The organism is Pseudomonas fontis (assembly GCF_028656955.1).
Taxonomy (GTDB): domain Bacteria; phylum Pseudomonadota; class Gammaproteobacteria; order Pseudomonadales; family Pseudomonadaceae; genus Aquipseudomonas; species Aquipseudomonas fontis.
The window spans coordinates 1-20,835 of sequence record NZ_JAMDGY010000046.1; the positions used below are offsets into that span (position 1 = coordinate 1).

Annotated in this window: 16 protein-coding genes; 9 read left to right on the forward strand and 7 right to left on the reverse strand. The window is 63.9% G+C overall.

The genetic code is table 11. The features are described from left to right. Nucleotides 1-36: 36 nt before the first annotated feature. Entirely contained in the window at nucleotides 37-801 is a 765-nt protein-coding gene (glcC, locus tag M5G11_RS15715; protein ID WP_273910246.1) for a transcriptional regulator GlcC, read from the reverse strand. Nucleotides 802-1,023: 222 nt separating this feature from the next. Between glcC and glcD the strand changes: the two genes are divergently transcribed. The 6 genes from glcD to M5G11_RS15745 all read left to right on the forward strand — a co-directional run bounded on the left by glcD (nucleotide 1,024) and on the right by M5G11_RS15745 (nucleotide 8,828). Further along, the gene (glcD, locus tag M5G11_RS15720; protein ID WP_273910245.1) at nucleotides 1,024-2,523 is read left to right on the forward strand and encodes a glycolate oxidase subunit GlcD; all 1,500 of its coding nucleotides are present in this window, start codon (nucleotides 1,024-1,026) and stop codon (nucleotides 2,521-2,523) included. Continuing rightward, complete coding sequence (glcE, locus tag M5G11_RS15725) at nucleotides 2,523-3,602, forward strand: glycolate oxidase subunit GlcE (RefSeq protein WP_273910244.1); 1,080 nt, start codon at nucleotides 2,523-2,525, stop codon at nucleotides 3,600-3,602. The genes glcD and glcE overlap by 1 nt, the downstream gene beginning before the upstream one ends. Before the next feature lie 13 nt (nucleotides 3,603-3,615). After that, nucleotides 3,616-4,842, forward strand: coding sequence for a glycolate oxidase subunit GlcF (glcF, locus tag M5G11_RS15730; RefSeq protein WP_273910243.1), 1,227 nt, complete (start codon nucleotides 3,616-3,618; stop codon nucleotides 4,840-4,842). Between the two features lie 3 nt (nucleotides 4,843-4,845). Then, nucleotides 4,846-5,247, forward strand: a complete 402-nt coding sequence (locus M5G11_RS15735; protein ID WP_273910242.1) for a heme-binding protein — start codon at nucleotides 4,846-4,848, stop codon at nucleotides 5,245-5,247. 221 nt (nucleotides 5,248-5,468) lie between these two features. Beyond that, the gene (locus M5G11_RS15740; protein ID WP_273910241.1) at nucleotides 5,469-7,412 is read left to right on the forward strand and encodes an autotransporter outer membrane beta-barrel domain-containing protein; all 1,944 of its coding nucleotides are present in this window, start codon (nucleotides 5,469-5,471) and stop codon (nucleotides 7,410-7,412) included. Between the two features lie 579 nt (nucleotides 7,413-7,991). Continuing rightward, nucleotides 7,992-8,828 carry a bifunctional allantoicase/(S)-ureidoglycine aminohydrolase gene (locus tag M5G11_RS15745; RefSeq protein ID WP_273910239.1) on the forward strand — a complete coding sequence of 279 codons (837 nt, stop codon included), beginning with the start codon at nucleotides 7,992-7,994 and terminating at the stop codon, nucleotides 8,826-8,828. Between the two features lie 65 nt (nucleotides 8,829-8,893). Here M5G11_RS15745 and prpD read toward each other — a convergent pair whose 3' ends face one another. The 6 genes from prpD to M5G11_RS15775 all read right to left on the reverse strand — a co-directional run bounded on the left by prpD (nucleotide 8,894) and on the right by M5G11_RS15775 (nucleotide 17,395). Next, on the reverse strand, nucleotides 8,894-10,378 hold the full coding sequence (prpD, locus tag M5G11_RS15750) for a 2-methylcitrate dehydratase (RefSeq protein ID WP_273910237.1): 1,485 nt from the start codon (nucleotides 10,376-10,378) through the stop codon (nucleotides 8,894-8,896). Nucleotides 10,379-10,432: 54 nt separating this feature from the next. Beyond that, on the reverse strand, nucleotides 10,433-11,629 hold the full coding sequence (prpF, locus tag M5G11_RS15755; protein WP_273910236.1) for a 2-methylaconitate cis-trans isomerase PrpF: 1,197 nt from the start codon (nucleotides 11,627-11,629) through the stop codon (nucleotides 10,433-10,435). A gap of 150 nt (nucleotides 11,630-11,779) precedes the next feature. Then, nucleotides 11,780-14,368: a Fe/S-dependent 2-methylisocitrate dehydratase AcnD gene (gene acnD, locus M5G11_RS15760; RefSeq protein ID WP_273910235.1), complete on the reverse strand. Its 2,589-nt coding sequence runs from the start codon at nucleotides 14,366-14,368 to the stop codon at nucleotides 11,780-11,782. Between the two features lie 190 nt (nucleotides 14,369-14,558). Next, nucleotides 14,559-15,686 carry a bifunctional 2-methylcitrate synthase/citrate synthase gene (prpC, locus tag M5G11_RS15765; protein WP_273910234.1) on the reverse strand — a complete coding sequence of 376 codons (1,128 nt, stop codon included), beginning with the start codon at nucleotides 15,684-15,686 and terminating at the stop codon, nucleotides 14,559-14,561. Nucleotides 15,687-15,791: 105 nt separating this feature from the next. After that, on the reverse strand, nucleotides 15,792-16,682 hold the full coding sequence (gene prpB, locus M5G11_RS15770) for a methylisocitrate lyase (RefSeq protein ID WP_273910232.1): 891 nt from the start codon (nucleotides 16,680-16,682) through the stop codon (nucleotides 15,792-15,794). Then, entirely contained in the window at nucleotides 16,679-17,395 is a 717-nt protein-coding gene (locus tag M5G11_RS15775; protein ID WP_273910231.1) for a GntR family transcriptional regulator, read from the reverse strand. Before M5G11_RS15775 ends, prpB begins: the two co-directional genes overlap by 4 nt. Before the next feature lie 295 nt (nucleotides 17,396-17,690). On the opposite strand from M5G11_RS15775, the gene rloA reads away from it, so the two are divergent. From rloA to M5G11_RS15790, 3 genes are read left to right on the forward strand one after another with little or no spacing between them, the layout of a single operon-like run. Continuing rightward, nucleotides 17,691-18,227, forward strand: coding sequence for a retropepsin-like aspartic peptidase RloA (gene rloA, locus M5G11_RS15780; RefSeq protein ID WP_273910230.1), 537 nt, complete (start codon nucleotides 17,691-17,693; stop codon nucleotides 18,225-18,227). A gap of 5 nt (nucleotides 18,228-18,232) precedes the next feature. Further along, complete coding sequence (gene rloB / locus M5G11_RS15785; protein ID WP_273910229.1) at nucleotides 18,233-19,765, forward strand: osmotic stress tolerance membrane protein RloB; 1,533 nt, start codon at nucleotides 18,233-18,235, stop codon at nucleotides 19,763-19,765. After that, the gene (locus tag M5G11_RS15790; RefSeq protein ID WP_273910228.1) at nucleotides 19,765-20,745 is read left to right on the forward strand and encodes an alpha-L-glutamate ligase-like protein; all 981 of its coding nucleotides are present in this window, start codon (nucleotides 19,765-19,767) and stop codon (nucleotides 20,743-20,745) included. The genes rloB and M5G11_RS15790 overlap by 1 nt, the downstream gene beginning before the upstream one ends. Nucleotides 20,746-20,835: the final 90 nt, after the last annotated feature.

Genomic DNA, 20,835 nt, shown 5'->3' on the forward strand with positions numbered 1-20,835 from the left:
GGAAGGGGCCCGAAAGCCCCACACAAAACCCCCAAATCAAACCCACCCCTCCAACCGCAAAGTAGCCCTCACCAACCGCTGCTCCTCCAACTCAACCTCCCGTAAATTCTCACAAACGCTCTGCACATGCGCCACGGCCGCCTTGCGAGCCTGGTCGGGCAAGCGCCCGGTCACCGCGTTATACAGCCGAGCATGTTGCCGATCGATCTGGCGTTTCTGCGCCGCCCGGTGATACAGATTATTGACCGACGCAAACACCGAACTCAGCAGCAGATCCGTGAGCGAGCGCAGCGTCTGCACCAGCACGGGATTATGTGAAGCCTCACAGATCGCCAGGTGAAACGCATGATCCAGGTGCGCATGTTGCGCCGCCTCGAGCGTTTGTTCGTGCCCGGCAACCAGCGCCTCATACGCCCGCCGGATCAACACGAAATCCGCCTCGGTCCCGCGCAATGCGGCCAGCCGAGCGGACTCCCCTTCCAGCAGGCTGCGCACTTCAAACAGGTCATACAACGTGCGCGGTTGCGAGCTGAACAGATGCATCAGCGGTGAACTCAGCGCGCCCCCGGTCAACTGCGCAACAAACGACCCCTTGCCGTGGCGCGTCTCGATGATGCCCTTGGCCCTTAGCAGCTTGAGACCTTCGCGCAATGCCGTGCGTGACACCCCGAGTTTCTCGGTCAAGCGCCGCTCCGAGGGCAACAGCTGCCCCACCTTGAGCACACCGTCCACGATCAGCCGCTCAATGCGCTCGCAGACCACATCGGCTACCTGCAATCCACCTGTGTTGTCGTTGCCCATGGGCACCTCACTGGTATGACCAGACCAACAGCACGCTCCCACCTCGCCCAGCCCATCCGCTAAGCCAATGAAATCCCTGAGGTTCAAGCACACATCAAAAAACAGCGCCAGAACAAACTGGTTCGACCAGTTCACCCCGCCATGGACACTAAGCCGCCAGCGGCCAATGATGCAAGCACGCGGTGCCCCCATAACAACAAGACAAGGGTCGTGAGCCTGACCATGAATATCCTCTACGACGAACGCGTGGACGGTGTGCTGCACAGTGTCGACAAGGGCGCATTCCTGCGCCTGCTGCGCGCACGCCTGCCAGACCTGGACATCCTTCATCAACTGGAGGACCTCAAACCCTACGAATGCGACGGCCTCAGCGCCTACCGCACCACGCCCATGCTGGTGGTGCTGCCGCAGCGACTGCACCAGGTGCAGGCCATCCTCAGCCTGTGCCATGAACACAAGGTCCCGGTGGTCGCCCGTGGCGCGGGCACCGGGCTGTCGGGGGGCGCATTACCGCTGGAGAAAGGCGTGCTGCTGGTGATGGCGCGCTTCAACAAGATCCTCCAGATCGACCCCGCCGGGCGCTTTGCCCGCGTCCAGCCCGGCGTGCGCAACCTGGCGATTTCCCAGGCGGCAGCCCCCTACGGGCTGTACTACGCGCCCGACCCGTCTTCGCAGATCGCCTGCTCGATTGGCGGCAACGTCGCCGAAAACGCTGGCGGCGTGCACTGCCTCAAGTACGGCCTGACCGTGCACAACGTGCTCAAGGTCGACATGCTCACCATTGAAGGCGAACACCTGACCCTCGGCGCCGACGCCCTCGACGCCCCCGGCTTCGACCTGCTGGCCCTGTTCACCGGCTCCGAAGGCATGCTCGGGGTGATCACCGAAGTGACCGTCAAGCTGCTGCCCAAGCCCCAGGTGGCCAAGGTGCTGCTGGCCGCCTTCGACTCGGTGGAAAAGGCCGGTCGCGCAGTCGGCGAGATCATCGCGGCGGGGATCATCCCCGGCGGCCTGGAGATGATGGACAACCTGGCCATCCGCGCCGCCGAAGACTTCATCCACGCCGGCTACCCGGTGGCAGCCGAGGCCATCCTGCTGTGCGAGCTCGATGGCGTCGAAGCGGATGTGCACGACGACTGCGAGCGGGTTCGCGCACTGCTGGAACAGGCCGGCGCCACCGAAGTGCGCCTGGCCCGCGACGAAGCCGAGCGCGTGCGCTTCTGGGCCGGGCGCAAGAACGCTTTCCCCGCCGTCGGGCGGCTTTCGCCAGACTACTACTGCATGGACGGCACCATCCCCCGCCGCGAACTGCCGCATGTGCTCAATGCCATTGCCCAGTTGTCCGCCGAGTACGGCTTGCGCGTGGCCAACGTGTTCCATGCCGGCGACGGCAACATGCACCCATTGATCCTCTTCGACGCCAACCAGCCCGGCGAGCTGGAGCGCGCCGAGGCCTTCGGCGGCAAGATCCTCGAGCTGTGCGTGAAGGTCGGCGGCAGCATCACCGGCGAGCATGGCGTGGGCCGGGAAAAGATCAACCAGATGTGCGCACAGTTCAACAGCGACGAGCTGAACCTGTTCCATGCCGTGAAAGCGGCCTTCGACCCGCTGGGCCTGCTCAACCCAGGCAAGAACATCCCCACCCTGCACCGCTGCGCCGAGTTCGGCGCCATGCACATTCATCACGGCCAGCTGCCGTTCCCCGACCTGGAGCGCTTCTGATGCAAACCGCCTACTTCGACCCGGCACAGGGCAGCGACCACAGCGAGCAGTTGCTCGAACAGGTCCGCCAGGCCATCGGCACGCACACCCCACTGGCCGTGCGCGGCGGCAATACCAAGGCCTTTCTCGGTCGCCCGGTGGTGGCTGCGCCCCTGGATATCAGCAGGCATAGCGGAATCGTTGCCTATGACCCGACCGAACTGGTAATCACCGCCCGCGCCGGCACGCCCCTGCGTGAGCTTCAGGCAGCACTCGACCAGGGCGGGCAGATGCTCGCCTGCGAAGTGCCGAGCTTCGGCGAGCATGCAACGGTCGGCGGCATGCTCGCCAGTGGGCTGTCCGGGCCACGACGGCCCTGGGTCGGCGCCGTGCGCGACTTCGTGCTCGGCACCCGGATGATCAGCGGCCTGGGTACCCACCTGCGCTTTGGCGGCGAGGTGATGAAGAACGTCGCCGGCTACGACCTGTCGCGCCTGCTGGCGGGCAGCTTCGGCTGTTTGGGGGTGATCACCGAAGCCTCGTTCAAAGTGCTGCCCAAGTACCGCTGCCGCATCAACCTGCGCCAGTCGATGCCACTGCAACGGGCACTCGACCAGCTGGGCGAATGGGGCCAGCAACCGTTGCCGCTGAGCGCCGCCAGCCATCATGACGGCGTGTTGTATCTGCGCCTGGAAGGCAACGAAGGCTCGGTGCGCGCGGCAGCCGAACGGCTGGGTGGCGACACCCTCGACGCGCACTGGTGGGACGAGCTGCGCGAGCAACAGCTGCCCTTCTTCGCCGACCCGCGACCGCTCTGGCGCCTCAGCGTGCCGGCCTTGACGGCGCCGTTGGCACTGCATGGCGAGCAACTGCTCGACTGGGGCGGCGCGCAGCGCTGGTTGAAGTCCGAGGCCAGTGCCGAGACCATCCGCCACGCCGTCGCCGCCGTTGGTGGCCACGCCACGTGCTTTACCCCAGGCCACAGCGACAGCCCTTTCCATCCACTGGCCGCCCCACTGCTGCGCTATCACCAGGCCCTCAAGCAACGCCTCGATCCGCTTGGCATCTTCAACCCCGGCCGGCTCTACGCCGACGTCTGACCCAGGAGCGCCCATGCAAACCAACCTGAGCGAAAGCGCCAGGCAACTGCTCCATGCCGACGAGGCCGAGCGCATCCTGCGCAGTTGCGTGCATTGTGGTTTTTGCAACGCCACCTGCCCGACCTACCAGGAACTGGGCGATGAACTGGATGGGCCACGCGGGCGGATCTACCTGATCAAGCAGTTCCTCGAACAGGACAGTGTCAGCGCAAAGACCCAGGAGCACCTGGACCGCTGCCTGACCTGCCGCAACTGCGAAACAACCTGCCCCTCCGGCGTTGAATACCACAAGCTGCTGGACATCGGCCGCTCCGCCATCGAAGCCAAGGTGCCGCGCCCGCTCGGCCAGCGCTTGCTGCGCGGTGGCCTGCGCGCATTGGTGCCGCGCCCGGCGTTGTTCAAGGCGCTGCTCAGCACCGGTGAAGCCTTGCGCCCGCTGCTGCCCGAAGCGCTGACCGCACATCTGCCGCGCAACGTGATTGCGCCACGACAACGCCCGGCCGTGCAGCACGCGCGGCGCGTGTTGTTGCTTGAGGGCTGCGTGCAGCAAGGCCTGTCGCCCAATACCAACGCGGCCACGGCACGGGTGCTGGACCGGCTGGGCATCAGCGTCACGCCCATCACCCAGGCAGGTTGTTGCGGCGCGGTGGACTACCACCTCAATGCCCAGGCCGCCGGCCTGAACCGTGCGCGGCGCAATATCGACGCCTGGTGGCCGGCGCTGGAGGCCGGGGCCGAGGCCATCGTGCAGACCGCCAGCGGCTGCGGCGCGTTCGTCAAGGAATACGCCTACCTGCTGCGCGATGACCCGCAGTACGCCGCGAAGGCACACCGGGTCAGCGCGCAGGCCAAGGACATTGTCGAAGTCATCCGCAACGAGCCGCTGGAGCAGTTCGACCGCTGCTGCGCGCAGACCCTGGCCTTCCATTGCCCGTGCACCCTGCAGCATGCGCAAAAGCTTGGCGGTGCGGTCGAGGAGGTGCTCAAGCGCCTGGGCTTCAATCTAACCGAGGTGCCGGACAGCCATCTATGCTGTGGCTCGGCGGGCACCTATTCGCTGACCCAGCCGGCGCTGTCCAGGCAGTTGCGCGACCACAAGCTCGATGCCCTGGAAAGCGGCCACCCCGAGGTGATCGCCACGGCCAACATCGGTTGCCAGACGCATCTGGACGGAGCCGGGCGCACGCCCGTGCGACACTGGATCGAACTTGTCGATAACGCCCTTTCATCAGGAGCTTGATGCATGCACAGCAAAGCCGTACTGACCCAGACCGAAGTGACCTTATTGCTGGCCGCCGCCCGCGCGCAAGCCCAGGCCAACCAATGGGCGGTGAGCATTGCCATCGTTGATGACGGCGGTCATCCGCTGGCCCTGGAGCGCCTGGACGGTTGCGCGCCGATCAGCGCCTACATCGCTACGGAAAAAGCCCGCACGGCAGCGCTGGGTCGGCGTGAATCGAAGGCCTATGAAGACATGATCAACGGTGGGCGTACGGCGTTTTTGTCAGTGCCGGTATTGAGTGGCACGCTGGAAGGCGGTGTACCGGTGATCGTCGATGGGCAGGTAGTGGGTGCGGTGGGGGTTTCCGGGGTGAAGGCGGAGCAGGATGCCCTGGTCGCCAAGGCGGCGGTCGCGGCTCTGTGACTGACAGCGCTGGCCTCATCGCCGGCAAGGCCGGCTCCCACAGAGAACGCAGCGCCCATGACACCTGTGGGAGCCGGCCTTGCCGGCGATGAGGCCAGCCGCGACACAACAAAAAAAAACATATTCAAGCCAACTACTTACAAACCCGGCACACATCCTGCTTTGTCCGTCGCGACGCATTAAAAATGCACGATCGGTAACAAAACTTAAGGAAAAGTACCGTGTTGAAACCGTTATCCGTTGCTGTTGCCCTGGGCTGCGCCATGTTGTCTGGCGGGGCTGGTGCCTATGAATACGGGGAGTATGCCGAGGACACCCTCGAACGCCTGATCACCGACTACCCTGGCCGTTACCGCGGTACCGCCAACTTCGCCGGTGCCGCCGACCTGATCCAATCGCGCCTGGGCTTCGGTTACACCACTCGCCGCCAGGACTTCACCTGGGCCGGCAACCGCAGCTCACAGAACGTCATCGCCAGCGCCCCCGGCCTGAACAGCACCTATGTGGTGCTCGGTGCGCACTTTGACACCTATTTCGGGCGGCCAACCCTGCAAGGCCTGGACGACAACGCCTCTGGCGCCGCCGTCATGGTGGAGATCGCCCGCAACCTGGGCGGCATCGCGCTGGAGAACGGCCTGGAAGTGGTCGGCTTCGGCGCCGAGGAAGAAGGCTTGCGTGGTTCGCGGGCCTACGTCGCTTCATTGAGTGACAGCCAGCGCGCCAACCTGCTGGGCATGATCAACCTCGACAGCCTGGTTACCGGCGACAAGATGTACGCCCACGCCGGCAGCAACAGCGTGGCCAACCCGGCGCTGGGCGCTTACCGCGATCAATTGCTGCGCATTGCCAGTGAGCTGAACATCCCGCTGTTCACCAACCCTGGCCTGGACCCCGCCTACCCGGCCGGCACCGGCTGCTGCAGCGACGGCGAAAGTTTCAATGGACTGAACAAGCCGGTGCTGTTTATCGAAGCCACCAACTGGGAGCTGGGTGACCTGGACGGTTACCAGCAGACCGACAACCCGCTGATCCCCGGCGGCTCGACCTGGCACGACCCGGCCGAAGACAACAAGACCGTGCTCACCAACGCCTTGGGCGAGGAGCGTATCGCCCAGCGCATGCGCGACTTCTCCCGGTTGCTGACGCGCCTGGTGCTGGAGCTGACCAACGCCGACCTGCTCGCCTCCACCGCCTCTGGTGGCGCCCTGACGCGGCAGATGGAAGACCAGCTGCAACGCCAGCACCAGGCCATGACTCGGCTGCATGATCGGCGCTGGTTGTCGCTGCTTGATTCAACCCGGGCAGTCGGCACCTTTGAAGGGGATGTCGGTGTGGAAGGGGAAGTCTCGCCGGACAGCGGCTTCGATGCCCCTGGCAACCCGGAGGCCAAGCGCATCGGGGTGTACGCCCTGGGTGACTATCGCCTGAGTGAGGCACTGACCCTGGGTGCCAGCCTGAGCTTCCAGCGCAGCCGCGACTCGCTGGACCATGGTGGGCGGATCGAGGGTGATGCCTGGCAGGTGGGCGCCTTCGCCTTGCTCAACGATGGTGGCCCGCAGTGGCTGGCCGGTGAGTTGAGCGCCGGGCATACCCGCTTCGATACCCATCGCTCGGTGTTTATCCAGGCCAATGGTGGGCCGGTGCTGCTGGATCAGCGCTTGTCTGGCGACACTTCGGCGACTTTCTGGGGTGCGCGGGTCGAGGGTGGCTACGACTTCAGCTTTGGCGAGTTGAAGACCGGGCCGGTGGCCGGGTTGGACTATGTGCATTACCGCATCGACGACTTCAATGAAGACGAAGCCTTGCGCACGGCCTTGGGGTATGAGAAGCAGAATTATGATGCCCTGGAAGCGAGCCTGGGCTGGCGTGTACATGGCAGCGTGAAATTGGGCACAGCCATGCAGGTGCGCCCGTATGCCAGCGTGCGCTGGGTACGAGAGTTGGCGGATGGCCGGCTGGATGAGATCGACCTGACCAGCCAGGGTGATGGTCGCGTGCGGGTGGCCGACCTGGGCGAGGTGGACAAGGACTTTGGCCGCGCGCAACTGGGTGCACAGTTGATGGTGACGGAGCACTTGGGGGTGTTTGCCGAGGCCAACAGCCGCTTTGCCCATAAGGAAGGCAACCAGGCCGGTTATTCGCTGGGGGTGCAATGGCAGTTCTAAAGCACTGAGTCGGGCCGGGTGCAAGCAACAGCCTTGCACCACCGACTCCACCTGTGGGAGCGGGCCTTGTCCCGCGATCTGGTGCGCAGCGCCAGCAAAATCGGTGAACGCGGTGCACCAGTACGCTGCGCATCTACAGGCTTGGCGAGCGCTGCGCACTCGATCGCGGGACAAGGCCCGCTACCACAGTTATTTTATTTGTGCATGCCATAAATACCCTTGGGGCTGCGGCCAGGGCGGGTGCAAGCAACTCTCTGGCACCACCGCCCTCCCCTTGTGGGAGCGGGCCTTGTCCCGCGATCTGGTGCGCAGCGCCAGCAAAATCGGTGAGCGCGGTGCACCAGTACGCTGCGCATCTACAGGCTTGGCGAGCGCTGCGCACTCGATCGCGGGACTAGCCCGCTCCCACAAGGTAGCGTGCCAGAACTGCAAGTTGTATACATTCACTAAATAAATACGCGACATTTAAACATTTAATTTGTACATGGCAGTTTCGATTCTATATCGTGTCAGTGCATCCCCACGCGGCGCCGGCCGGCGCTGCCAGGCACGGGGACACAACAACAAACGAGACTGTCCATGTCGAAATCTTCCTACTTCGCCCCCCACGGCGGGCACCCGGCTCAAACCGAGCTGCTGACAGACCGTGCGATGTTCACCGAAGCCTATGCCGTCATCCCGAAAGGCGTGATGCGCGACATCGTTACCAGCCATCTGCCCTTCTGGGACAAGATGCGCATGTGGGTCATCGCCCGCCCACTGACCGGTTTCTCGGAAACCTTCTCGCAGTACATCGTCGAGCTGAAGCCAGAAGGCGGCAGCGAGCGTCCTGAGCTGGACAAGAACGCCGAAGCAGTACTGTTCGTTGTCGAGGGTGAAGTCGATATCACCCTGCAAGGCAAGCCGTACACCCTCAAACCAGGTGGCTACGCCTTCATTCCGCCGGCTGCCGACTGGAGCCTGCGCAACAACAGCAACGCCAACGTGACCTTCCACTGGATCCGCAAGCACTACCAGGAAGTCGAAGGCCTGGCCCATCCGGAAGCGTTCGTCACCAACGAACAAGACGTTGAGCCAATCCCGATGCCGGGCACCGACGGCGCGTGGGTCACCACCCGCTTCGTCGACATGGCCGACATGCGCCACGACATGCACGTGAACATCGTTACCTTCCAGCCAGGCGGCACCATTCCGTTCGCTGAAACCCACGTCATGGAACACGGCCTGTACGTTCTGGAAGGTAAAGCGGTCTATCGCCTGAACCAGGACTGGGTCGAAGTGGAAGCCGGTGACTTCATGTGGCTGCGCGCCTTCTGCCCGCAAGCCTGCTACTCCGGTGGCCCGGCGCCATTCCGCTACCTGCTGTACAAGGATGTAAACCGCCACATGAACCTGGTGCTCAACCCTAAGCGTTAAGCCCAGGCTTCATCCGCGACTGAAAAACCCGTCCCCGCGAGACGGGTTTTTCATTTCTGGCGCCTTCAGATTACAAACAGGTCCATGAACCGGTGCACCGCAGTGGCTTCAAGCTGCGCCTGGTCCTTGCACAAGGCAAAGATCTGCGCCGAACGCTGCGCGGTAAAACGCGTGGCCAGGTTGGCCTTGAACTTGTCTTCCAGCAGCGGGATCCCCTCCTCCCGGCGCCGGCGGTGACCAATCGGGTACTCCACCGTCACCTTCTCGGTGCTCGATCCATCGTTGAAGAACACCTGCACCGCGTTGGCAATCGAGCGCTTGTCGGCTTCGAGGTATTCGCGGCTGAAACGCGGCTCCTCGACAATCTCCATCTTCTCGCGCAGGCGGTCGATGATCGGGTGCGCGGCATGGAAGTCATCCTCGTACTGCTCCGCCACCAGGTTGCCGAAGGCCAGCGGCACGGCCGTCATGTACTGGATGCAGTGGTCGCGGTCCGCCGCGTTGGCCAGTTTGCCGACCTTGGAGATGATGCGGATGGCCGACTCATGGGTGGTGATCACGATGCGTGCGATCTCATGCAGGCGGTTGCGCACCTGCGGGTGCAGGGTCACCGCCGCCTCGCAGGCGGTCTGGGCGTGGAACTCGGCCGGGAAGCTGATCTTGAACAGCACGTTCTCCATCACGTAGCTGCCATAGGCCTGCGGCACGCTGAAGGCGCGCTGGCCTTCGGGCTTGAGCGCCAGGTCCTTGTTGGTGTGGCTGAACAATACGTCGTAGAAGCCCCACTGCGGCGCAGTCAACACGCCCGGGATGCCCATCTCGCCGCGCAAGGCGATGTCGGCCAGGCGCACGCCTCGGCTTGACGCATCCCCGGCAGCCCACGACTTGCGCGAGCCGGCATTCGGTGCATGGCGATAAGTGCGCAGCGCCTGGCCATCGACGAAGGCATGCGACAGCGCCGCCAGCAGTTGCTCGCGATCTGCCCCGAGCAACTTGGCGCAGACCGCCGTGGACGCGACCTTGACCAGCAACACGTGATCCAGGCCGACCCGGTTGAAGGAGTTTTCCAGCGCCAGCACGCCCTGGATCTCGTGGGCCATGATCATCGCTTCAAGCACCGTGCGCAGGGTCAGCGGCGCTTCGCCATTGGCGACGCGTTTCTGTGACAGGTGATCGGCCAGCGCCAGGATCCCGCCCAGGTTGTCCGAGGGGTGCCCCCACTCTGCCGCAAGCCAGGTGTCGTTGTAGTCCAACCAGCGCACGATGCAGCCGATGTCCCAGGCGGCCTTGACCGGGTCGAGCCGAAAGCTCGTGCCCGGCACCCGCGCGCCGTGGGGCACCACGGTGCCTTCCACCAGCGGCCCGAGGTGCTTGGTGCACTCCGGGAAGCGCAACGCCAGCAGGCCACAACCCAGCGTGTCGATCAGGCAGTTGCGCGCCGTATCCAGCGCCTGGGCCGACTCGACCCGGTAGTTGAGGACATAATCGGCGATGTCCTGCAGTACCCGGTCGTAGTCGGGGCGGTTGTTCAGATCAACGTTGGCACTCATTTCACATCTCTCTGTTGACGTTGGAAAAAACGTAGCAGGGAGCCGGCGCCGGTTTCAGGGTTGGAAGGTATCGCCGGGGACGCGTACCCAGCCCTCCATCAATACCCGCGCGCTGCGGCTCATGATTGCTTTGGTGACCGTCCATTCGCCATTCACCTGCTGCGCCTCGGCGCCAACGCGCAAGGTGCCCGAGGGGTGGCCGAAACGTACGGCACTGCGCTCACCACCACCGGCGGCGAGGTTGACCAGGGTGCCGGGGATGGCCGCAGCAGTGCCGATGGCCACGGCAGCGGTGCCCATCATGGCGTGGTGCAGCTTGCCCATGGACATGGCGCGTACCAGCAGGTCGATGTCCCTGCCGGCCACGGCCTTGCCACTGGACGACAGGTAGTCGGCGGGCTTGGCGACGAAGGCCACTTTCGGCGTGTGCTGGCGGTTGGCGGCGGCGTCCAGGTGCTTGATCAGGCCCATGCGCAGGGCGCCGTGGGCACGGATGGTTTCGAAGCGCGCCAGGGCGGCCGGGTCGCTGTTGATCGCCTCCTGCAGCTCGGTCCCGGTGTAGCCGATGGCCTCGGCCTCGACGAAGATGGTCGGGATGCCGGCGTTGATCAGGGTCACCTTGAGGGTGCCGATACCTGGCACGTCAAGGTCGTCGATCAAGTTGCCGGTGGGGAACATCGAGCCGCCGGCACCGTCTTCATCGGCGGCCGGGTCGAGGAATTCAAGTTGCACTTCAGCGGCCGGGAAGGTCACGCCGTCGAGTTCGAAGTCGCCGGTTTCCTGCACTTCACCCGCGGTGACCGGGACGTGGGCAATGATCGTCTTGCCGATGTTGGCCTGCCAGATGCGCACGGTGGCGATGCCGTTGTGCGGGATGCGGGTGGGGTCGACCAGGCCTGCGCTGATGGCGAAGGAGCCGACGGCTGCCGAGAGGTTGCCGCAGTTGCCGCTCCAGTCGACGAAGGCCTTGTCGATGGCGACCTGGCCGAACAGGTAGTCGACGTCATGTTCGGGCTTGATGCTGCGCGAAAGGATGACGGTCTTGCTGGTGCTGGAGGTGGCACCGCCCATGCCGTCGATCTGCTTGCCGTACGGGTCGGGGCTGCCGATCACCCGCAGCAGCAAGGCATCGCGGGCGGCGCCGGGCAGCTGGGCCGCTTCGGGCAGGTCCTGAAGGTTGAAGAACACACCTTTGCTGGTGCCGCCACGCAGGTAGGTGGCGGGGATTTTGATCTGGGGTACGTGGGCCATGGAATGCTGATCCTGACTTGTAGGGGAACAACCCTGTGGGAGCTGGCCTTGCCAGCGATGCGGACACCGCAATCATGCTGACAAGCCATCGATATCATCGCCGGCAAGGCCGGCTCCCACAGGAAGCCGGCCTCTCTGGCCATGGGGCAATCAAGCCACCGCCGACTCCAGGAAGTCCTGGGCAAAGCGCTGCAACACGCCCCCGGCTTCATAGATCGAGACTTCTTCAGCAGTGTCCAGGCGGCAGGTCACCGGCACCTCCAACTGCTCCCCGTTACGCCGGGTAATCACCAGCGTCAGCGTCGCCCGTGGCGTACGCTCGCCCACCACGTCATAGGTCTCGGTGCCGTCGATGCCCAGGGTCTTGCGGTTGACGCCGGCCTTGAACTCCAGCGGCAACACACCCATGCCCACCAGGTTGGTGCGGTGGATGCGCTCGAAGCCCTCGGCAACGATCGCTTCCACACCCGCCAGACGCACGCCCTTGGCCGCCCAGTCGCGCGACGAACCCTGGCCGTAATCGGCGCCCGCCACGATGATCAGCGGCTGCTTGCGCTCCATGTAGGTCTCGATGGCTTCCCACATGCGCGTCACCTTGCCTTCCGGCTCGACCCGCGCCAGCGAGCCCTGCACCACCTTGCCATTCTCCAGCACCATCTCGTTGTACAGTTTCGGGTTGGCAAAGGTCGCGCGCTGGGCCGTCAGGTGGTCGCCACGGTGGGTGGCGTAGGAGTTGAAGTCCTCCTCCGGCAGGCCCATTTTCGCCAGGTACTCACCCGCCGCGCTGTCGAGCATGATCGCGTTGGACGGCGACAGGTGGTCCGTGGTGATGTTGTCCGGCAGCACCGCCAGCGGTCGCATGCCCTTGAGCGTACGCTCGCCGGCCAACGCGCCTTCCCAGTACGGCGGACGACGGATATAGGTGCTCATTTCGCGCCAGTCGTACAACGGGGTGACTTTCGGCCCGGTGTCTTCCTGCACCGCAAACATCGGAATGTAGACCTGGCGGAACTGCTCCGGCTTCACCGCAGCCTTCACCACCGCGTCGATCTCCTCATCGCTCGGCCAGATGTCCTTCAGGCGGATTTCCTTGCCATCGACCACGCCCAGCACATCCTTCTCGATATCGAAACGGATGGTTCCGGCAATGGCGTAGGCCACCACCAGCGGCGGCGAGGCCAGGAAGGCCTGCTTGGCATACGGGTGGATACGCCCGTCGAAGTTGCGGTTACCCGAAAGCACCGCCGTGGCGTACAGGTCACGGTCGATGATTTCCTGCTGGATCACCGGGTCCAGCGCACCGGACATGCCGTTGCAGGTGGTGCAGGCAAACGCCACGATGCCAAAACCAAGCTGCTCCAGCTCGTCGTCCAGGCCGGCTTCCTTCAGGTACAGGGCAACGGTCTTGGAACCCGGCGCCAGCGAGGACTTGACCCACGGTTTGCGGACCAGGCCGAGCTTGTTGGCATTGCGTGCGATCAGGCCGGCGGCGATCACGTTGCGCGGGTTGCTGGTGTTGGTGCAGCTGGTGATGGCGGCAATGATCACCGCGCCGTCGGGCATCTGCCCCGGCACGTCATCCCACTGCCCGGCAATGCCCTTGCTGGCCAGGTCGCTGGTGGCGACACGGGCGTGCGGGTTGGACGGGCCGGCCATGTTGCGCACAACGCTGGACAGGTCGAAACGCAGCACGCGCTCGTATTCGGCATTGACCAGGCTGTCGGCCCAGAGGCCGGCGACCTTGGCGTAGGTTTCCACCAGCTTGACCTGCTCGTCTTCACGACCGGTGAGCTTGAGGTAGTCGATGGTCTGCTGGTCGATGGCGAACATCGCCGCCGTGGCGCCATATTCCGGGGCCATGTTGGAGATGGTGGCGCGGTCACCCAGGGTCAGCGCGCGAGCGCCTTCGCCGTGGAACTCCAGGTAGGCACCAACGACCTTCTGCTGGCGCAGGAACTCGGTCAGGGCCAGCACCACGTCAGTGGCGGTAATGCCCGGTTGCGGCTTGCCGGTAAGCTCGACGCCGACGATCTCCGGCAGGCGCATCCACGAGGCGCGGCCGAGCATGACGTTTTCCGCCTCAAGGCCGCCAACACCGATGGCGATCACGCCCAGGGCGTCGACGTGCGGGGTGTGGCTGTCGGTGCCGACGCAGGTGTCGGGATAGGCCAAGCCATGCTCGGCGTGAATCACCGGGGACATTTTCTCCAGGTTGATCTGGTGCATGATGCCGTTGCCGGGCTGGATCACGTCGACGTTCTTGAACGCCTTCTTGGTCCAGTTGATGAAGTGGAAGCGGTCTTCGTTGCGACGGTCTTCGATGGCGCGGTTCTTTTCGAACGCTTGCGGGTCGAAACCGCCGCATTCCACGGCCAGCGAGTGGTCGACGATCAATTGCACCGGCACCACCGGGTTGACCTGGGCCGGGTCGCCACCGCCATCGGCGATGGCGTCACGCAGGCCGGCGAGGTCGACCAGGGCGGTCTGCCCGAGGATGTCGTGGCACACCACGCGGGCCGGGAACCAGGGGAAGTCGAGGTCGCGCTTGCGCTCGATCAACTGGCCCAGCGAGGCATTGAGGGTGGCAGGGTCGCAGCGGCGCACGAGGTTCTCGGCGAGCACGCGGGAGGTGTACGGCAGTTGGTCATAGGCACCGGGCTTGATCGCCTCGACTGCCGCACGGGCGTCGAAGTAATCCAGGCGGGTGCCGGGCAGCGGTTTGCGAAATTCAGTGTTCATGGCACAGGGACTCAATCACGGTAAGGTCGGTGGCAGAAGCATTCCAGCCACAGGCGTCGCACCCTCTGTGGGAGCCGGCCTTGCCGGCGAAGACATCAACGCGGTGTCAGCTGAATCGCGCTGTTTGCATCGCTGGCAAGGCCAGCTCCCACCCAGGGCACACACTCCAGTGCTGAAGGTTCAGCCAGTCTCAGCGTTGCTCGATTGGCACGAACTTGCGCTGTTCAACGCCGACATACTCGGCGCTCGGACGGATGATGCGGTTGTTGGCACGCTGCTCGAACACATGCGCCGCCCAGCCAGTCAGGCGCGAGCAGACGAAAATCGGCGTGAACAGCTTGGTCGGGATACCCATGAAGTGGTACGCCGAGGCATGGTAGAAGTCGGCATTGGGGAACAGTTTCTTCTGCTCCCACATGGTCTTGTCGATGGCCTCGGACACCGGGTACAGCACGCTGTCACCCACCTCGTCGGCCAACTGCTTGGCCCAGCCCTTGATCACTTCGTTGCGCGGGTCGGACTCTTTGTAGATGGCATGGCCAAAGCCCATGATCTTGTCTTTGCGCGCCAACATGTCCAGGGTGCCGCTGACCGCTTCCTGAGGGGTCTGGAAGCGCTCGATCATTTCCATCGCCGCCTCGTTGGCGCCGCCATGCAGCGGGCCGCGCAGCGAGCCAATGGCCGCAGTGACGCAGGAATACAGGTCCGACAGGGTCGAGGCACAGACCCGCGCGGTAAAGGTCGAGGCGTTGAACTCGTGTTCCGCGTAGAGGATCAGCGAAACGTTCATCACCTTCACGTGCAGCTCGCTCGGTTTCTTGCCGTGCAGCAGGTGCAGGAAGTGCCCGCCCAGGGTATCTTCGTCACTGACGCAATCGATGCGCACGCCATGGTGGCTGAAGCGATACCAGTAGCACATGATCGCCGGGAACACGGCCAGCAGACGATCGGTCTTGTCGTGTTGCAGATCGAAGGTCAGCTCCGGCTCCAGGGTGCCCAGCACCGAGCAACCGGTGCGCATCACGTCCATCGGGTGGGCCGTGACCGGAATGCGCTCCAACACTTCCTTCAACGCCTGCGGCAGGTCGCGCAGGGCCTTGAGCTTGTGCTTGTACTCGCCTAGCTCGGCCTTGCTCGGCAGCTCGCCATACAGCAGCAGGTAGGCCACTTCCTCAAACTCGGCGCCTGCCGCCAGGTCACGTACGTCATAGCCACGGTAGGTCAGCCCGGCACCCGCCTGGCCCACGGTCGACAGTGCGGTTTGCCCGGCCACCTGGCCACGCAGGCCGGCACCACTGAGTACTTTTGCTTCGGCCATTGCTTTTCTCCACTCTTGAATTTGTTATGGAAACTTGCAGTCATCACGGTTGGGGCCGCGCGGCGACCCATCGCGGCACACGGCCGCGTCTACAAAAAATGCTGTTCAGCCCTTCTTCTGGGCGAACAGGGCGTCGAGGCTCTGCTCGAACGCGTGGTAGTTGATGGCGTCGTACAGCTCCATGCGCGTCTGCATGGTGTCGATGACGTTCTTCTGCGTGCCGTCGCGGCGCAGCGAGGTATAGACGTTTTCGGCAGCCTTGTTCATCGCCCGGAAGGCCGACAGCGGGTACAGCACCAGCGATACGTCGACCGAGGCCAGCTCTTCGGTGGTGTACAGCGGGGTCGCGCCGAATTCGGTGATGTTGGCCAGGATCGGCGCCCGCACGCGGTCGGCGAAGGTCTTGTACATCGCCAGTTCGGTGATGGCTTCCGGGAAGATCATGTCGGCACCGGCCTCGATGCACGCGGCAGCGCGGTCCAGGGCGGCGTTCAGGCCTTCAACGGCCAGCGCGTCGGTACGCGCCATGATCACGAAGCTGTCGTCAGTACGCGCGTCGACGGCGGCCTTGATGCGGTCGACCATTTCCTGCTGGGTGACGATTTCCTTGTTCGGACGATGCCCGCAGCGCTTGGCGCCGACCTGGTCCTCGATATGGATCGCCGCCGCGCCGAACTTGATCATCGACTTGACGGTACGCGCCACGTTGAACGCCGAAGCGCCAAAGCCGGTGTCAACGTCCACCAGCAGCGGCAGGTCGCAGACATCGGTGATGCGTCGCACATCAGTGAGCACGTCGTCCAGCCCGGTGATGCCCAGGTCCGGCAAGCCCAGCGAGCCTGCGGCCACGCCGCCGCCCGACAGGTAGATCGCCTTGAAACCGGCACGCTTGGCCAGCAGTGCGTGGTTGGCGTTGATCGCACCGACCACCTGCAACGGATGCTCAGCGGCTACTGCGTCACGGAAACGCTGGCCTGGACTGCTTTTCTGACTCATGACTCACCTCGTGGGCTGTTGGCATTGGCGTCTCTGTAGTGACGCTCGATATTGCGCTTGGAGGCGCCGATATGACGGCGCATCAGTAACTCGGCCAGCTCGCCGTCACGGTCGGCGATGGCATCGAGAATCCGGTGGTGTTCGGCAAAGGCCTGGCGCGGGCGGTTGGGCGTGGCGGAAAACTGGATGCGGTACATGCGCACCAACTGGTACAGCTCGCCGCAGAGCATCTGCACCAGCGTGCGGTTGCCGCTGCCCTGGATGATCCGGTAATGGAAGTCGAAGTCGCCTTCCTGCTGGTAATAGCCAAGGCCGGCCTGAAAGGTGGCGTCGCGCTCGTGGGTATCGAGCACCCGGCGCAGCTCGTCGATCTCGGCTACGCTCATACGCTCGGCGGCCAGGCGGCAGGCCATGCCCTCAAGGGATTCGCGGATTTCGTACAGCTCGATCAGCTCGGCGTGGCTCAGCGACACCACCCGCGCACCGACGTGAGGCACCCGCACCAGCAGGCGCTGGCCTTCCAGACGGTGGATGGCCTCGCGCAGCGGGCCACGGCTGATGCCGTAGGTACGGGCCAGTTCCGGTTCGGAGATCTTGCTGCCCGGGGCGATCTCGCCTTTGACGATCGCCGCCTGGATACGCCGGAAGACGTTTTCGGAGAGGGTCTCCGAATCTTCCTGAAGGAGGACCGGGCTTTGCGCTGCGTCCAGCATATTGTCGACACCTTGAAATCCAATACGGCCAAAACTAGCCAAATCGACCTCAACAGTCAAAGACAAAATGAACATTGTCGACAATCGTCTAAGAACGAACTTCGCAGTCGTCAACGTTGTCAGAGTGCAGCGCGCTGGCGCCCTTGCACCAGCGTGATAGAATGCCGCCGCCTCACTGGGGCAGGAATAGTGTGTCTGTCATCTGTTTATGCTGATGACGGATGAACAAGAGGAAGCTTGCGCAGAATTGCCAGTGGCCTTGACCCGAACATCGCTCAGCATCGCGCCAGGATTTATGAGACTCACGCCCCTTTCATTGCTGCTCAGCCTTTGTCTGCTGCCCTCCCTGGGCCTTGCTGCGGACAAATCCGTCTACGGCCTGAACGAATACGCCCGCCTCAACGATATCGACCTCGAAGTCGCCGCCAAGCTCGACACCGGGGCCAAGACCGCCTCGCTCAGCGCCCGCGACATCAAGCGCTTCAAGCGCAATGGCGAGTCCTGGGTACGTTTCTACCTGGCAATTGACGCCGCGCACTCGCATCCGATAGAACGACCGCTGGCCCGCGTCAGCAAGATCAAGCGACGCGCCGGCGACTACGACCCGGACGAAGGCAAGGCCTACACCGCCCGCCCGGTGATCGAACTGAACATCTGCATGGGCACGGCCCTGCGCACCATCGAAGTGAACCTGACTGACCGCAGCGCGTTCCAGTACCCGCTGCTGATCGGCTCTGAAGCGCTCAAGCGCTTCGATGCGCTGGTCGATCCAAGCCTTAAATACGCTGCTGGCAAACCCGCCTGCGCCACTGTCGCTCATACCGCAGAGTAATTCCGATGCGCTCTCTTACCCTTCATCTGAAAGTCCTGATCACCGTACTGGTGCTGCTGGGCGTCATGGTTACGGCCTATCAGATCTTCTTCCTCGGCATCCCGGTGACCGAAGACGAGACCGACGACCTGTGGAACATCGACGCCAAGGTCGAGTTTGTGGCCAACCCCAAGGACCCGGTCAAGGTACAGATGTTCGTACCCCCGCTGAGCCGCGACTACGTGAGCCTCAACGAGAGCTTCATCTCCAACAACTATGGCGTGAGCGTCAACCGTGTCGACGGCAACCGCAAGGTGACCTGGTCGGCCCGTCGCGCCAGCGGCAACCAGACCCTCTACTACCGCCTGGTGCTGACCAAGCGCTACAGCACCGAAAAGGCCAAGATCAAAGGCCCGACCTTCCGTGACAGCCAGCCGGTGGAAGGCCCCGAGAAGCTCGCCGCCGAAGCCCTGATGGCACCGATCCGCCAGCACTCGGCCGACGTCGAGACCTTCGTCAGCGAGACCATCAAGCGGGTCAACAACCTCAACGACGACAACGTCAAGCTGCTGTTGGCCGGCGACACCTCGGTGCAGAAGAAGGCCAAGGTCATCGACCTGCTGCTGTCCATCGCCCACGTCCCGCTGGAGCGCGTGCAGACCATCCGCCTGGTGGCCGACCAGCCGCAAACCCCGGAGCTGTGGCTGCGCAGCTTCAACGGCAACGACTGGCTGTACTTCAACCCGGAAACCGGTGAGCAGGGCCTGCCGGCTGACCGCCTGCTGTGGTGGACCGGCGATGACAACCTGATCACCGTCGATGGCGGCAAGAAGGCCACCGTCAGCTTCAGCCTGAACAACAGCGAGATGAACGCCATCCGCCTGGCCAAGCTGACCGACGAGAACACCGACGCCGACTTCCTCGAATACTCGCTGTACGGCCTGCCGCTGCAAACCCAGCAGACCTTCATGATCATGGTGATGATCCCGATCGGCGTGCTGGTGATCCTGATCCTGCGCAACCTGATCGGCCTGCAGACCCTCGGCACCTTTACCCCGGTGCTGATCGCCCTGGCCTTCCGCGAGACCCAGCTGGGCTTCGGCATCGTGCTGTTCACGGTGATCACCGCGCTGGGGCTGTCGCTGCGCTCCTACCTTGAACACCTGAAGCTGCAGATGCTGCCGCGCCTGTCGGTGGTGCTGACCTTCGTGGTGGTGCTGATCGCCGCGATCAGCCTGTTCAGCCACAAGCTGGGCCTGGAGCGCGGGTTGTCGGTGGCGCTGTTCCCGATGGTGATCCTGACCATGACCATCGAACGCCTGTCGATCACCTGGGAAGAGCGTGGCGGTGGCCATGCAATGAAAGTCGCCATCGGCACCCTGTTCGCCGCATCCCTGGCGCACCTGCTGATGAGCGTGCCGGAGCTGGTGTACTTCGTCTTCACCTTCCCGGCGGTACTGCTGATTCTGGTGGGCTTCATGCTGGCGATGGGTCGCTACCGCGGCTATCGCCTGACGGAGCTGGTTCGTTTCAAGGCTTTCGTGAAGGCTGACGCCTGATGTTCGGACTCTGGAAAACCTGGAAGGCCCTGGAAGCCCGGGGCATCATGGGGATCAACCGGCGCAATGCGGACTACGTCCTCAAGTACAACAAGCGCAACCTGTACCCGATTGTCGATGACAAGATCATCACCAAGGAACGGGCGATCCAGGCCGGCATTCACGTGCCGGAAATGTACGGGATCATCTCCACCGAGAAGGAAATCGACAAACTCGATGCGATCATCGGCGGGCGCAGCGATTTCGTCATCAAGCCGGCGCAGGGCGCCGGCGGTGACGGCATCCTGGTGATCGCCGACCGCTTCGAGGACCGCTACCGTACGGTCTCGGGCAAGATCATCAGCCACGAGGAAATCGAACACCAGATTTCCAGCATCCTCACCGGCCTGTACTCGCTGGGCGGCCACCGCGACCGCGCGCTGATCGAATACCGGGTCACCCCGGACCAGATCTTCAAGAGCATCAGCTACGAAGGCGTGCCGGACATCCGCATCATCGTGCTGATGGGCTACCCGGTCATGGCCATGCTGCGCTTGCCGACCCGCCAGTCCGGCGGCAAGGCCAACCTGCACCAGGGCGCCATCGGCGTGGGTGTGGACCTGGCCACCGGGGTAACCCTGCGCGGCACCTGGCTGAACAACATCATCAGCAAGCACCCGGACACCACCAACGCGGTGGACGGCGTGCAACTGCCGAACTGGGACGGCTTCATGACCCTGGCGGCCGGATGCTACGAGCTGTGCGGCCTGGGTTATATCGGCGTGGACATGGTGCTGGACCAGGACAAGGGCCCGTTGATTCTCGAACTCAACGCCCGCCCCGGCCTGAACATCCAGATCGCCAACGACTGCGGCCTGACCCAGCGCACCCATGCCGTCGAGGCGCACCTCGAAGAGCTGGCGAAAAACGGCGTGACGGAAACCGCCGCCGAGCGGGTCAAGTTCGCCCAGCAGCTGTTCGGCCACGTGCCATCGCAGTGACACACCGCTGCCCCGGCGCCATCGCGACCGGGGCAGTCGGTTTCATCCCGTAGGCCCTCTAGGAGCATTTCCTACAGAGGACTACAATGC

Excerpts from the sequence above, each read along its gene's own strand:
- acnD (WP_273910235.1), bottom strand. The coding sequence starts at position 14,368 with ATGAACACTGAATTTCGCAAACCGCTGCCCGGCACCCGCCTGGATTAC.
- M5G11_RS15735 (WP_273910242.1), top strand. The coding sequence starts at position 4,846 with ATGCACAGCAAAGCCGTACTGACCCAGACCGAAGTGACCTTATTGCTG.
- prpD (WP_273910237.1), bottom strand. The coding sequence starts at position 10,378 with ATGAGTGCCAACGTTGATCTGAACAACCGCCCCGACTACGACCGGGTA.
- prpB (WP_273910232.1), bottom strand. The coding sequence starts at position 16,682 with ATGAGTCAGAAAAGCAGTCCAGGCCAGCGTTTCCGTGACGCAGTAGCC.
- glcF (WP_273910243.1), top strand. The coding sequence starts at position 3,616 with ATGCAAACCAACCTGAGCGAAAGCGCCAGGCAACTGCTCCATGCCGAC.
- prpC (WP_273910234.1), bottom strand. The coding sequence starts at position 15,686 with ATGGCCGAAGCAAAAGTACTCAGTGGTGCCGGCCTGCGTGGCCAGGTG.
- rloB (WP_273910229.1), top strand. The coding sequence starts at position 18,233 with ATGCGCTCTCTTACCCTTCATCTGAAAGTCCTGATCACCGTACTGGTG.
- prpF (WP_273910236.1), bottom strand. The coding sequence starts at position 11,629 with ATGGCCCACGTACCCCAGATCAAAATCCCCGCCACCTACCTGCGTGGC.
- M5G11_RS15745 (WP_273910239.1), top strand. The coding sequence starts at position 7,992 with ATGTCGAAATCTTCCTACTTCGCCCCCCACGGCGGGCACCCGGCTCAA.
- glcE (WP_273910244.1), top strand. The coding sequence starts at position 2,523 with ATGCAAACCGCCTACTTCGACCCGGCACAGGGCAGCGACCACAGCGAG.
- glcC (WP_273910246.1), bottom strand. The coding sequence starts at position 801 with ATGGGCAACGACAACACAGGTGGATTGCAGGTAGCCGATGTGGTCTGC.
- M5G11_RS15790 (WP_273910228.1), top strand. The coding sequence starts at position 19,765 with ATGTTCGGACTCTGGAAAACCTGGAAGGCCCTGGAAGCCCGGGGCATC.
- rloA (WP_273910230.1), top strand. The coding sequence starts at position 17,691 with ATGAGACTCACGCCCCTTTCATTGCTGCTCAGCCTTTGTCTGCTGCCC.
- M5G11_RS15775 (WP_273910231.1), bottom strand. The coding sequence starts at position 17,395 with ATGCTGGACGCAGCGCAAAGCCCGGTCCTCCTTCAGGAAGATTCGGAG.
- glcD (WP_273910245.1), top strand. The coding sequence starts at position 1,024 with ATGAATATCCTCTACGACGAACGCGTGGACGGTGTGCTGCACAGTGTC.